Source organism: Nostoc sp. GT001 (genome assembly GCF_030382115.1).
In the GTDB taxonomy this organism is placed as follows: Bacteria; Cyanobacteriota; Cyanobacteriia; order Cyanobacteriales; family Nostocaceae; genus Nostoc.
Genome location: NZ_JAUDRJ010000003.1, coordinates 4,359,169 through 4,371,847 on the forward strand (window position 1 = coordinate 4,359,169; position 12,679 = coordinate 4,371,847).

Below are 12,679 nucleotides of genomic sequence, written 5' to 3' on the forward strand. Positions count from 1 at the left end.
CCTCCTGATTGGACAATAGATTGCACAAATAATCAACCAGAACTTAATTCCACCGAATGTGCTTCTTGAAAGCACCGCACTGGCGGCGTTTTCCGCCCGTTATGGATGAAAGAAACAATAAGCATGGGCGCATGGGCGAAATACCAGATACATTTATAAGTATCCTGACAGTTAAAACCGTACCCACAATAGTGTATTAAAAAAAGCCTGATTGAAAGCATGGTTCTGGGTTGAATGGTTATGGCATTGGTGAAGGAAAATTTTCCTATCCCGTTTCAGAGATTATCTACATATAACCAACCCAGGTCAGGACATATTGGAATGATCAAACTGGGGTGCCAAGATGAAATTGCCAATAAACCAAGATCAAAATCCATTTAGTGGTCAAGAACAAAGGCTAGAGTCATCTAATGCTTCACATTTAGCGCAAATAAATGAGAATGCGGCAGGAATTGACTTGGGTAGTGCAGAACATTGGGTGTGTGTTCCGCCTCTGAGAGACGAGAAAAATGTGCGGCGATTTGGATGTTTTACCCCAGATTTGATGGCAATGGCTGATTGGTTGAGTCAATGTGGCGTAACATCTGTAGCAATGGAGGCAACAGGAGTATATTGGATTCCGGTGTTCCAAATTTTGGAAACCAGAGGGTTTGAGGTCAAACTGGTAAATGCTCACCATTTGAAAACAGTGCCAGGACGTAAAACAGATGTCAAAGACTGTCAATGGTTACAACAGTTACACACCTATGGGCTATTGTCTGGCTCTTTCCGCCCAGAAGATCAAGTTTGTATCTTACGTAGTTATATTCGCCAAAGAGAATGCTTGATTAAAAGTGCTGGAACTCATTTGCAAAGAATGCAAAAAGCACTGATTCAAATGAATCTACATTTACATCAAGTGATTAGCGATATTAGTGGTTTAACTGGAATGACAATTATTAAGGCAATTGTCGCTAGTGAACGAGACCCACAAAAGTTAGCTGCCCTCAAAGACCCTAGAATTAAAAGTAGTAAAACAGACATTGCTAAAGCCCTAACTGGAGACTATCGTCCAGAACATTTGTTTGTCCTCAATCAAGAGTTAACCCTTTATGAGGTTTATCAACAACAGATAGCTGCCATAGATAAAGAAATTGAAAAATGTTTAAATACGTTTGAAATTAAAGTACAGGATGAACCACCTCCCAGCAAGCGAAAACGCAGAAAAAAGCCCGTAGGCAATAATCCCAATTTTGATTTACGTAAATATCTTTATCACATTTCTGGCGTAGATTTTACCCTGATTGATGGCCTTGATGTTTTGACTGTGCAAACCATTTTCTCAGAAGTTGGATTAGACCCCAAACGATTTCCCACTGTTAAGCACTTTACCTCATGGTTGGGTTTATGCCCTGGTCAAAAAATTACTGGTGGTAAAGTCAAAAGTTCTCAGACTCGTCGAGTTGTTAATCGTGCAGCTTCGGCTTTTCGGATGGCTGCTTTTTCTCTAACTCAAAGCCGTTCTGCTTTGGGTGCTTTTTACAGGCGTTTACGATCGCGCTTGGGTGCTCCAAAAGCCATCACCGCTACTGCCCATAAATTGGCACGCTTGTTTTACCAAATGTGGGCGACTGCTGGGCAATATACCGACCCTGGTATGGACTACTATGAGCAAAAATATCAGGAACTGATTCTCAAAAATCTCAGGAACAAAGCTCATGCTCTTGGTCTTGAAATTGTCCCAATTTCTCCAGAGCAGCAAAATACTCTATCCTCTCCTACCCTTGCTACATAAGCTTTACGCAAAGTGTTTCTTCAGAGAGGGATTACTTTGGCAAACTAGGAATGCTGCCGTCTTTTTTGTAACGAGGATCTGTTCCCATTTGGCGGATATCTAATCCGAGTACGCCAATATCCAAGCGGAATATCCCTCCATAACCGTCTTCTGTTTTTATACCGCCAGTTACGAATAGCTGGTCGAGCTTTGGGCCTGCAAAAGCGCAGTTGCTGGTGGTGAGATTACCAGTTGAATATCGACGGATCAGCTTACCCTCAGGATTGAGAACCTGCACTTGACCCATGCCATAGTGAGCGACATAAAGATTACCCATCGCATCTAGGGATATACCGTCAGGCTTATTGTCGATTTGCTCTCCCTGTTTGACAGGGAGTTGAGCAAACACTTTCTGCGAAGACACTTTTCCTGGTGACACTATGTCATAGACCAAGATTTGATTCTTATTGCTCTCGCTAACAAACAACCGCTTGCGATCTGGAGTGAGGACAATGCCATTGGCAAAAGCCAATCCAGTAACAACTAAGTTAATTTTTCCTGTAGAATCCACATAGTAAACTGCGCCGTTTGAGGTCTGGGGGTTTGAGTTACCGGAGTCAGTGAAGTAAAAACTTCCTGCTGGTGAATCAATAGTAATGTCATTGGGATACTCCAGGGGCTTGCCATTAAATTCCTTCGCAATCACTTTCAGGAGCTTGCCATCAGCATCTAGCTGTACTACCGAGTTTTTGGCAGCGACAACATGAGTGCCATTGGGCAGGATCTTGTGACCATTAGCACCTGGGACTTTAGCCCAGATTTTAGTGAAGCCTTCAGGAGTTACAACTGTGATTGTCCCAGCTTTAGTTTGAGAGAAGTAGAGGTTGCCCTTAGCGTCTAAGACAATTCCCTCAGAGTATTTTTCACTCTGCAAAACCTTCATTGGTGAAATGAGATATGCTGGCGGCAGTATTACTTGAGATAACGTAGCAGCTACAGTGCTATTTGTTAACTGCGTTAGCGCCTGTGCAGAGGTAGATGTGGCGTTATTGGAAGTATAACGGCAAGAAGCCAGTAGCAAAATTTGTGCATAGCTGAAAACCATCAAATAAAATTTCCGCATCAGAGAAAAACCTCTTTTTTTTGTGGTTGTTTTAAGAAACAGATCGCGGGTAAATTTACAAGGAAATTCAAGTTACTAAGTATTTGATTTCAGAAGAATATTTTATTACCAAAAAATGTATTAACATTAAAATTTTGCTTGCATCAAATATAACCTAAGAGGATGCTTTAAAAGTTTATAAGATATAAATTTACTGTTTTTGCTTAGGTTTATTTCGACTACAAATAAAGGTTTTAGCCATGTACTTAAATACTTATATCTGCTAAACAAAAGAGCATAAAAAATTTAAAATATCCTATAACCATAAAATAATTTATAAAATATCCAACATAAATACAATGGCTATAATTTTGGTAAAAGGTTGCACTTTTTTGATTTTACCGATTTTTATTTCCATTTCATTCTCTCTAAATCAGAAATGAGGTATGAGATAGTGTAGTCTTATTTTGATAGTGATATAGTTATGCATTGATCAATCTATTTTGTTTGGCAAAAATTAAAAAGTTTGGTATTTATGGTAATTATTTTTTAGTGAAAGCCTAATTAAAAAAAGAGAGCCAAATAATACAAACTTTTTACGAAAAATTAACCTTTGCATCTATGTTTTATGCATCTTAATCTTATGTTTTATTCCCATTTCTTAAGATAGAGGTTTATTATGCCTTTTCCCAGATCTAGCGGGATTTTGCTACACCCTACTTCTTTTCCTAGTCAGTTTGGTATTGGTGACTTCGGATCGGAAGCTTATCGCTTTGTTGATTTTTTAGTAGAAAGTCAGCAACAGCTTTGGCAGATATTACCATTGGGGCCTACCGGAGATAGTAATTCTCCTTATGCTTCTTATTCAGCGATCGCCGGAAATCACCTGTTAATCAGCCCAGAACTGCTGCAAAAAAAGGGCTTGTTGGCTGAAGATTTCACAAATTTACCAAAGTTTTCCACTGAAAGAGTAGATTATTCCCAGGTTATCCAAACCAAGATACCAATCCTGCAAAAAGCCTGCAAAAACTTCAAAACTAGTGCAAAATCAAGTCAGCAAGAGGAATTTCAGGAGTTTTGTCAGAGTCAGGCTTACTGGCTAGATGATTATGCCTTGTTTATGGCGCTTAAGGATGCCCATAACGGCGCTAGTTGGAATACTTGGGAGATGGCGATCGCTCAACGCAAACCAGAAGCGATCGAGCAATGGCAGCAGCGACTTGCAGATGAAGTTTTTTACCATAAATATCTACAGTTTGAGTTTTTCTCGCAGTGGTTACAACTAAAGCGCTACGCTAACCAGCGTGGGATTCAGATACTAGGAGATATCGCAATTTATGTGGCTCACGATAGCGCTGACGTTTGGGCTAATCCCGGTAACTTTTGCCTTGATGAACAGACAGGTGAGCCAGCACTAATGGCAGGAACACCACCAGATTACTTCAGCGCGACTGGACAGCTTTGGGGGAACCCGATCTATAACTGGGTGCGGCTACAGCAGGAGAATTTCAAATGGTGGGTGCAACGCTTCCAGTCCATGCTTAACTATGTAGACTTGATTCGCATCGATCACTTTCGCGGGTTTCAAGCTTACTGGGCTGTAAAGCAGGGCGAAACAACTGCTATGAATGGTAGGTGGATTGAAGCTCCAGGAGAGGCTTTCTTTGAGGTACTCAAACAGAAGTTAGGTAATCTGCCAATCATCGCCGAGGATTTGGGAGAAATTTCACCAGAGGTATATGCTCTGCGAGACAGATTTGAATTTCCCGGCATGAAAATTTTACAGTTTGCTTTTGGCGATGGTTCACAAGCTGAAAAACGTTTCTTACCGTTCAATTATCAGTCTAATTGTATTGTGTACACGGGTACTCATGACAATGACACGACAGTTGGCTGGTTCAATCAATTGTTACCCCCAGAAAAAGAACAAGTCTTAGGTTATTTAGGTTGTCAGAGTGAGTCTGGAATCCACTGGGATTTGATTCGATTGGCACTAAGTTCTGTAGCTAATCAGGCGATTATTCCTCTACAGGATGTTTTGGGATTAGGTACCGAAGCTAGGATGAACTTTCCTGGCAAAAATGTAGGGGGTTGGGGTTGGCGATATCAGTCCGCAGCTTTAACGCCAGAGATTAGCGATCGCCTCAAAGCAATGACTAAAACTTATGGACGGGCGATTTACCACCAATAAAATTAGAACGAACTAGCCGCAATACCCATTGATACACCACATCAAGAGGCTTGCGGCTGGCTTAATTTTAGTCAATTTCTAATGGCAAGGGGCGATCGCGTCCTTCAACTTTCACGCTTGGCCACTTTGGATCGAAAGTCAGGTTTTCTAGCCCTCCATCCTTCTGGATAATGAAAGTATCTTCAACCTTTGCTCCTGGTAAACTTGGGTTCCAGGCTACAGCCGTGTTTTCCACTAAATTTTCGCTCGTGGTTGGATTAGCGATGATTTCACGAGATAAATAGCCAGTGGTTCCTCCTTGGTGATGTTGGCGAATTGCTTCGGGATAACCATGCTGCTCATAAGCCTTACCAAGCGCGTCATAAATTGCGTTGATAGGCGTGCCAGGAACACACAAGTTCAAAGCTTCAGCTTCAATCTTATGGACATGAGAATGCAGAGATGCGAAATTTCGTGTCTCTGCATTCTCATGTCCCAAACCAAAAAAGACGAATCTTGTCAGGTTTGCATATAGACCGTATCCCCGCGCACAAAAAACCAGCATTGCTGCACCTCCCAACGCCTCTTGTTTGGGCGTGGTATGACGGTATAGCGGCAGACGCCTTTCTCCAGCGACTAGCGTCAAAGCTGGATGTAGCCCTCTTGACCACAACGCCTCTGCACCTGCTCCGGCCAGTTGGTACTCTGTCCAGGTAGGCTGGGCTTTCAAAAGTACTTCGGTCATTGCTTCACTTGCTAAACGCCCCACTCGCCGATAGCGCTCCAGTTCTGTTGGCAGAATCACCCGCTTCTGATTTATGAGTGACACAGGTAATGAACTTTCATGGGTGGTGGGAATGTCACTCAAAATCTTTCCCCCGTTTGTACCCTCACGCACGAAAGACTCGCGGGCAACCTTATCAGCCCAAGGATTAATGTGCAGTTTGTAAAGACGATCTGACGACTCATCTCTACCCGGAAGTTCTTCATCCTGTAAGCGTTGAGCTTCAATCTCATCAGTCAATATCCAGGCATCTTTAGCAGTTACCAAAACTTCTGCTACTCCAGTCTCACTAGCGAGTAGCACTGTGTTAGAACCACCAGCAGTAGCCCAAGCGAACCAATCTGAACCGCGCAATCGCACGCCCATTGCACCAGTTTCGCTCAGAGCCTTTCGCATTAGCTCCAGCTTGTAATAAATTTCTTGGTTGATTAAATTCATAGTTAAGTCAAGATAAGTCTGTGAAAAATTGTCAATTATTATTGATAGTGGGAGAAAACTTCTGATTACACATAATTCCGCAATCAGAAGTCAAAACTCAGAATTGATAAAAATATAATACGATTATTTATTGTCGTAAACTTATTATTTTTAAGTATTAAAATTTTATTATTTATGAATGATTACTTGCAGTATAAAGGTGATTCGTAAGAATTCAGCACTCAGGTGGTCGCCGAGCGTAGCCGAGGTGAGTCAGGAGTCAGAATTTATCAGGAATCTAGAATGATTGGTATATTTATTCATCAAACGCTCTGCTGATTCTTTAACTATTCTGAATCCTGAGTTCTGACTCCTGAATTCTTAGGGTGATTCTGAGCATTTATCGAGCCGTAATTACCAAAAAAATACAACCTTATAGCGAAAAATAAACCATTGTAATTTTATTTTATTTTTTTAAATTTACATAAAATTTAGTCAATAAAAAAAGTAACCTTTCTGCAAAATATTCACCCTTGTATTTATGTTTTAGTCTCTATAAACTTTTTGCTAAAGGCTTAAGAATAAGTCACGTACATTCCAAATTTAATAATCTAGTGACCTTAAGAATATTGAACCAATATGATACCTAGATCCCTTGGTGGGAAAAAAATCGCAATTCTTCTAGAAAGTGAGTTCATCCCTGAAGAAATTGAAGCATATCAAAAACGCTTCTCAGAACTTCAAGCAACGGTACATCTGATGTCTAGGCTCTGGGATCAGCCGAGCGTTCGTTTTTTCAGTGATGAAGATACGGGCAATACACCTCGAACGATAGACGTAAATATTGATTTTCAAAACGTAGATGTTAACGACTATGCGGCTGTAATTATGACGGCTAACTATACTAGCGTGCGTCTGCGTTACTTTGAGCCACCAATAGGTCAGCCAATTAGTGCTGAACAAGTTCGCACTTCACCTGCTGTACAGTTTTACGCCAAGGCAATGGCAAATCCCAGGATTATTAAAGGCGCACTCTGCCACGGTCTTTGGATACTGACACCAATACCTGAATTACTCAAAGACCGACAAGTTATCTGCCATGAGGTTGTCCTTGCAGATATTCTCAATGCGGGTGCAGTTTATACAACATCGCCTACAGGTGTGGTGGTGGACGGTGATCTTGTTACTGGTCGCTCAAAACATGAAGTTGAACCATTCATTGATGCGATTACCGAACAAATCCAGCAATTATCTATTGCCACTAATCGTTTCTCAAACAGAAGGGCTACTACCTCTGTTTCAAGACTAAAAGTTGCAAGCTAATTATCTCAAAACTAATTCATGACTAGGAGACAATCTTGTGAAAAAAATTCTCATAATTTTATCGGAATATGGTTATTGGGGTGAAGAACTGGTAGGACCTTTAGAAACTTTCGATGCTGCGGGTTATCAGGTTGACTTTGCAACTGCAACAGGAAAAAGGCCAGTAGCGCTTCCTCCCAGCATGGATCCTACTTATATCGACCCACCTTTAGGTCGAACTGTTGTTTCCCAGGAGATGGCCGAAAAAGTCAAGCGCTTGGAAGATCCTAAGAACCCACGACTGGACAACCCAATCATCCTCTCAGAATGGTTGCCCGATCGCCCTTACTGGAGTGCTGAAAAATTCCTTCGGGAAATGGAAGCTTACAACAATGCACTCGATGAAGTGCAGAAGGATTTGGAACAATACGATGCTCTACTGATAGTCGGTGGTAGTGGCCCTATTGTTGATTTAGTAAATAACCATCGGGTTCACGACCTGATTCTGAGTTTCTACAGAAAGGGTAAGGCGATCGCAGCAGAATGCTACGGTGTAACTTGTCTCGCCTTTGCTCGTGACTTAGCAGACCGCAAGAGCATTATTTGGGGTAAGCACGTCACAGGCCATTGCAAGGAATATGATTACAAGGATGGCACCGGATTTGTCGGCGCAGACATTAACATGGGCCCACCTCCCTATCCTCTAGAGTATATTCTCCAAGATGCCACCAGCCCAGATGGATCATATCACGGTAATTTTGGGAAAGAAATCTCCGTAATTGTTGATTATCCATTTATCACAGGTCGGTCTACCGCAGATTCTTATACAACTGGTCAAAAGGTAGTGGAAGTTCTGGATAAAGGACTGAGGCGGTACGGATGGTAAGTTTGATCAAACAGAGCAACGATAAGCCTTTGATGGCTAACCGAAATGGTCGCTTTGCAATCATCGAACAACTTCTGGCAGATGGCATAAATTACATGTTTGGCAATCCTGGCACCGTTGAGCAGGGGTTCCTAGATGCGTTAAAAGACTATTATCCAGAATTTGAGTATATCTTTGCATTGCAAGAAACAATAGCAGTTGGTGCAGGGGATGGCTATGCCCGCGCCACCAAAAAGCCTACTATTGTGCAACTCCATAGCGGAGTCGGTTTAGGCAATGGCATCGGGATGATTTATCAGGCCATGCGTGGTCATGCACCATTAGTAGTACTGGCTGGCGAAGCTGGTATCTGCTACGATGCGATGGATGCCCAAATGGCAGCAGATTTGGTCAGTATGGCCAAGCCTGTAACAAAATGGTCAACTAGGGTAGTAGATCCTTCTTCTTTGTTACGCGTGCTACGCCGAGCTATCAAAATAGCCGCTACGCCGCCTATGGGGCCGGTATTCGTCTCCCTGCCGATGGATATCCTTGATGCTCCTAATTATGAAGAAGTTGTCCCAACTTCTTTTCCAGTGACACGGGTTGCGCCCGAACCCGATCAACTGGCAACAGCAGCAACTTTATTAGCTACTGCTAAACATCCCCTAATTATTATGGGCGATGGTGTGGCTTTTTCCGATGCCCAAACTGAGTTGACAAATGTAGCCGAACTCATCGGCGCACAAGTTTGGGGAGCAGATTCATCGGAAGCGAACATGAGTGCTACACATCCTCTGTTCGGAGGGTTGTTAGGTCACATGTTTGGGGATGATAGCCGTCGCGTTACATCACAAGCAGACGTAATCTTGATTACTGGAACCTACGTTTTTCCAGAGGTATTTCCGGCACTATCTGGAGTTTTTGCTTCGTCAGCGAAAGTAATTCACATTGACTTGAATACCTACGAAATAGCGAAGAATTTTCCAGTGGATCTGGGGCTGCTTGGCGATCCGAAAACTAGTCTGAGCAAATTAGCGATCGCTCTTGAGTCAACTTTGACACCTGAACAGAAGCAAGAGGCTTCTCTTAGGGCTAGCCGGATAGCTGAAAACAAGAAGCGGGAATCGGCGGCTCGATTGGAAGCTGATAAAGCGGTTCGGGATTCAGTACCTCTGCACATGACTCGTTTTGCAGAAGAATTAGCTGCCCATCTCCCAGCAGATGCCATTATTTTCGATGAAGCCATTACCAATTCTCCCGAACTTTGTCGGTATATACCACCGACAAAACTAGGACAATATTACCAAACACGAGGCGGTTCGCTAGGTGTTGGTATTCCCGGAGCGATCGGTATTAAGCTGGCTCATCCAGATAAAACCGTAGTTGCGTTCACGGGTGACGGCGGCAGTATGTATACTATCCAAGCCCTCTGGACAGCTGCCCACCACAATATAGATGCCAAATTTGTCATCTGTAATAATCACAGCTATCAAATCCTCAAGCTCAATATTCTGCACTATTGGGGCGAGCAACAAATACCAGAACACGACTACCCATCTTCTTTTAACTTGTGCAACCCAAATATCGATTTCGCTGAATTAGCAAGGTCTTTAGGGGTTCAGGCTATTCGGGTAGAGAAACCAGATCAGATTGCCCCAGCTATCCAAAAAGCATTGGATCACAATGGGCCATTTTTGATTGATTTGGTACTGACAAACGAAATTGTCGGCACAAATATTGGCGTCAAGTGTGGGCAGTAATGAACTAACTTTTTCGCTAAGTAGTTGATAAACAGTAAACCAAGCAATTTGTAAATCAGAAAATCAAACAAGGAACAATATATGGCTATTCAATCGCAAGAGCGCAATCATAGTGTTGGACAAAAAACAACCCTAACACAAGAAGAACTTATTCAATTCGGCAAAATTTGGTATGACAGGCTAAATCGCCACGCAGATGTAGAAGAACTTTTGCCAATGGTTTCAGACACTTTGTTAGAAATGATTTTTCCTGACAGTACAATCCAAAATCATGATGATTTCCGAAACTGGTATGAAGCTGTTGGTAAAACCTATTATGACCAAGACCATACAGTTGAAAAATTTGACATCACAATTTCCGATGCCGCAAAAATTGATGTCATAGTTGTCTGGAAAGCAAGCAAGTATTCTGATAATACATCATCGGCTTTTCGTATTCCTCAAACTTGGATTTTAACAAAGTCTCTTACTACTGGTAAACCCGTTATTACCAAATACATTGTTCATTCTTTTACTGAAGTTAAGTAGACATAAACAATCAAAGCCATAATCCACAAAAAATTGGTTTTGGTTGTAAATCCCAAAAATCAAAGCAACACAATCAATTGAACAACACTGTTTTTAAGAGGTTTGAAGGAAGTTATGGCTAATATTAGAGAATTAATGACCACTTACTACAAATCTGGTACCGAACGCGACTGGAGTACTTGGTTATCTTTACTAGATGACAAAATTATAGTAGATGAGCAGTTAGCGGGTCATCTTGAAGGCATTGAGTCCATGAGAACTCTATCAAACAACTTGGTAAAGCATTATTCCAAGTTTGAAATCAAGCCAACATACATGATTGTTGAAGGTGACGAAGTTTGTACTGCTTGGGTAATTGATGCCATCACTGATACTGGCGTCCCAATTCACGCTGTGGGTGCGAATTTTTGTCGATTTCAAGACAACAAAATAGTCTATATGCAGAACTTTCATGACACTATTCCTTTCGCCTCTGACACAGCCTACAAAAAACTACGTCATTAGTTAGTTTCAGCTTTTTTACTCACGTTAATAAGAAAGTCCTCTCGTATACAAAGAAGGAAGGAAAGTCAGAATGAACACTAGAAAAGTAATTGAGAACTACTACGAATATCTTAACAGTGGGTTTGCCCAAGGAGACCTAAGTAAATGGGTGGGGATATTCGCCGAAGACTTTGTGATGGACGAGCAGTTAGCAGGTCGCCAAGAAGGGGTTCAACCGATGGCAATCCTGGCAGACAAGATGCTAGAGGGCTACAAAAAATGGATTATGCATCTTCGGAAAGTGCTTGTTGAAGGAGACCAGGCTTTCGTCCTTTGGGAGGTTGAGGCAACTACTTCTAATGGTGTTGACATTAACACTAAAGGTGCTAACTACTACCGAGTTAAAAATGACAAAGTTATTTACTTGAGCAACTACCACGATTCTGTTCCATTCAATACCGATGTTGCTTTTACCTCAATGCGTACTTAATAACTGAATGATCATCCTGATGTGAAAAAACTACTGACAGTGGTTTGAGAGATGAGTGTAGATAATTAGTCTTTGAAGACGCGATAAATCGCGTCTCTACATCAGGGTTTTGGACTTATCTAAACTGTATTGTCCTCAAATCCACTTGTCAGTCCATTTCATAGTTACGTAAGTTTAGATCAATCCAGAGGGCTTTATGCAAAAGCAAACTTTACAAACCTTAGAAATTGTTGAAGCTAAAAAGACCAGCAAACTGAGTGGCAAACTGGCTTTAGTCACCGGTGCAAGCCGTGGTATAGGAAAAGGAATTGCTGAAGCTCTTGCCGCAGCTGGTGCAAATGTTGTCGTGAACTATCGATCGCGGGAGAAAGAGGCAATAGAAACTTGCGCCGTGATTAGAGAATTTGGAGGTCGCACCTTAGCTATAGCTGCCGATGTCTCACAAGCCTCTGAAGTCAACCGTATGCTAAAAAGCATTGAGCAAGAAATGGGGCCTGTGGAAATCCTAGTGAACAATGCAGGCGGCGGCTATCGTGTACCACTCGATACTATCCAGGAGCAAGACTTGGATAAGTTAATTGCAATGAATCTCAAGTCTACATTCCTAGTTACGCAGGCCATACTGCCTAGTATGCGTGCCGCTCGATGGGGACGAATTATTAATGTGTCCTCAATAGCAGCATTCACTGGTGGAGCTGTTGGCCCGCATTATGCTGCAACTAAAGCAGGTCAGTTGGGACTGACTCATTCTTATGCTTCCCTTCTAGCGAAAGAAGGGATTACCGTTAATGCGATCGCGCCAGCGCTGATTGAAACTGATGCCGTAATTGAAAATATTAAAGTTAACCCTGAAGAGGTAATACCCGTGGGTCGTTTCGGTACTTTAGAAGAAGTTGGTCAGGTAGCGGTACTGCTTGCAAACAATGGTTTTATTACTGGCCAAACTATCAACATTAACGGCGGTTTGTACATGAGTTAAGAGCATTGTTAATGCTCAGATGCTCTCTGAAATTTACATTTGC

The 12,679-nt window shown here is 42.0% G+C and carries 11 protein-coding genes; 9 read left to right on the top strand and 2 right to left on the bottom strand.

Going from position 1 to position 12,679, the window contains the following annotated elements; genetic code table 11:
• Positions 1-343: 343 nt before the first annotated feature.
• Positions 344-1,774: an IS110 family RNA-guided transposase gene (locus tag QUD05_RS21365; RefSeq protein WP_289794880.1), complete on the top strand. Its 1,431-nt coding sequence runs from the start codon at positions 344-346 to the stop codon at positions 1,772-1,774.
• 31 nt (positions 1,775-1,805) lie between these two features.
• Here QUD05_RS21365 and QUD05_RS21370 read toward each other — a convergent pair whose 3' ends face one another.
• Entirely contained in the window at positions 1,806-2,876 is a 1,071-nt protein-coding gene (locus tag QUD05_RS21370) for an SMP-30/gluconolactonase/LRE family protein (RefSeq protein WP_289797819.1), read from the bottom strand.
• Between the two features lie 658 nt (positions 2,877-3,534).
• Here QUD05_RS21370 and malQ point away from each other — a divergent pair.
• Positions 3,535-5,046: a 4-alpha-glucanotransferase gene (gene malQ, locus QUD05_RS21375; RefSeq protein WP_289797820.1), complete on the top strand. Its 1,512-nt coding sequence runs from the start codon at positions 3,535-3,537 to the stop codon at positions 5,044-5,046.
• A gap of 67 nt (positions 5,047-5,113) precedes the next feature.
• Here the strand turns inward: malQ and QUD05_RS21380 are convergent, their stop codons facing one another.
• Positions 5,114-6,247 carry a M24 family metallopeptidase gene (locus QUD05_RS21380; protein WP_289797821.1) on the bottom strand — a complete coding sequence of 378 codons (1,134 nt, stop codon included), beginning with the start codon at positions 6,245-6,247 and terminating at the stop codon, positions 5,114-5,116.
• Between the two features lie 618 nt (positions 6,248-6,865).
• On the opposite strand from QUD05_RS21380, the gene QUD05_RS21385 reads away from it, so the two are divergent.
• From QUD05_RS21385 to QUD05_RS21415, 7 genes are all read left to right on the top strand, one after another.
• Entirely contained in the window at positions 6,866-7,549 is a 684-nt protein-coding gene (locus QUD05_RS21385) for a DJ-1/PfpI family protein (RefSeq protein ID WP_289797822.1), read from the top strand.
• 37 nt (positions 7,550-7,586) lie between these two features.
• Positions 7,587-8,414 (top strand): type 1 glutamine amidotransferase domain-containing protein, encoded by an 828-nt coding sequence (locus QUD05_RS21390; protein WP_289797823.1) that lies wholly within the window; start codon positions 7,587-7,589, stop codon positions 8,412-8,414.
• Positions 8,408-10,156 (top strand): thiamine pyrophosphate-binding protein, encoded by a 1,749-nt coding sequence (locus QUD05_RS21395; protein WP_289797824.1) that lies wholly within the window; start codon positions 8,408-8,410, stop codon positions 10,154-10,156. The genes QUD05_RS21390 and QUD05_RS21395 overlap by 7 nt, the downstream gene beginning before the upstream one ends.
• Before the next feature lie 81 nt (positions 10,157-10,237).
• Entirely contained in the window at positions 10,238-10,684 is a 447-nt protein-coding gene (locus tag QUD05_RS21400; RefSeq protein WP_289797825.1) for a hypothetical protein, read from the top strand.
• 114 nt (positions 10,685-10,798) lie between these two features.
• Positions 10,799-11,188 carry a nuclear transport factor 2 family protein gene (locus tag QUD05_RS21405; RefSeq protein WP_289797826.1) on the top strand — a complete coding sequence of 130 codons (390 nt, stop codon included), beginning with the start codon at positions 10,799-10,801 and terminating at the stop codon, positions 11,186-11,188.
• 70 nt (positions 11,189-11,258) lie between these two features.
• Entirely contained in the window at positions 11,259-11,657 is a 399-nt protein-coding gene (locus tag QUD05_RS21410) for a nuclear transport factor 2 family protein (protein WP_289797827.1), read from the top strand.
• Between the two features lie 196 nt (positions 11,658-11,853).
• Complete coding sequence (locus QUD05_RS21415; RefSeq protein ID WP_289797828.1) at positions 11,854-12,636, top strand: SDR family NAD(P)-dependent oxidoreductase; 783 nt, start codon at positions 11,854-11,856, stop codon at positions 12,634-12,636.
• Positions 12,637-12,679: the final 43 nt, after the last annotated feature.

What these genes read in the sequence shown, in the direction of transcription:
- malQ (WP_289797820.1), top strand. Translation starts at nt 3,535, where the DNA reads ATGCCTTTTCCCAGATCTAGCGGGATTTTGCTACACCCTACTTCTTTT.
- QUD05_RS21410 (WP_289797827.1), top strand. Translation starts at nt 11,259, where the DNA reads ATGAACACTAGAAAAGTAATTGAGAACTACTACGAATATCTTAACAGT.
- QUD05_RS21380 (WP_289797821.1), bottom strand. Translation starts at nt 6,247, where the DNA reads ATGAATTTAATCAACCAAGAAATTTATTACAAGCTGGAGCTAATGCGA.
- QUD05_RS21395 (WP_289797824.1), top strand. Translation starts at nt 8,408, where the DNA reads ATGGTAAGTTTGATCAAACAGAGCAACGATAAGCCTTTGATGGCTAAC.
- QUD05_RS21415 (WP_289797828.1), top strand. Translation starts at nt 11,854, where the DNA reads ATGCAAAAGCAAACTTTACAAACCTTAGAAATTGTTGAAGCTAAAAAG.
- QUD05_RS21400 (WP_289797825.1), top strand. Translation starts at nt 10,238, where the DNA reads ATGGCTATTCAATCGCAAGAGCGCAATCATAGTGTTGGACAAAAAACA.
- QUD05_RS21385 (WP_289797822.1), top strand. Translation starts at nt 6,866, where the DNA reads ATGATACCTAGATCCCTTGGTGGGAAAAAAATCGCAATTCTTCTAGAA.
- QUD05_RS21370 (WP_289797819.1), bottom strand. Translation starts at nt 2,876, where the DNA reads ATGCGGAAATTTTATTTGATGGTTTTCAGCTATGCACAAATTTTGCTA.
- QUD05_RS21365 (WP_289794880.1), top strand. Translation starts at nt 344, where the DNA reads ATGAAATTGCCAATAAACCAAGATCAAAATCCATTTAGTGGTCAAGAA.
- QUD05_RS21405 (WP_289797826.1), top strand. Translation starts at nt 10,799, where the DNA reads ATGGCTAATATTAGAGAATTAATGACCACTTACTACAAATCTGGTACC.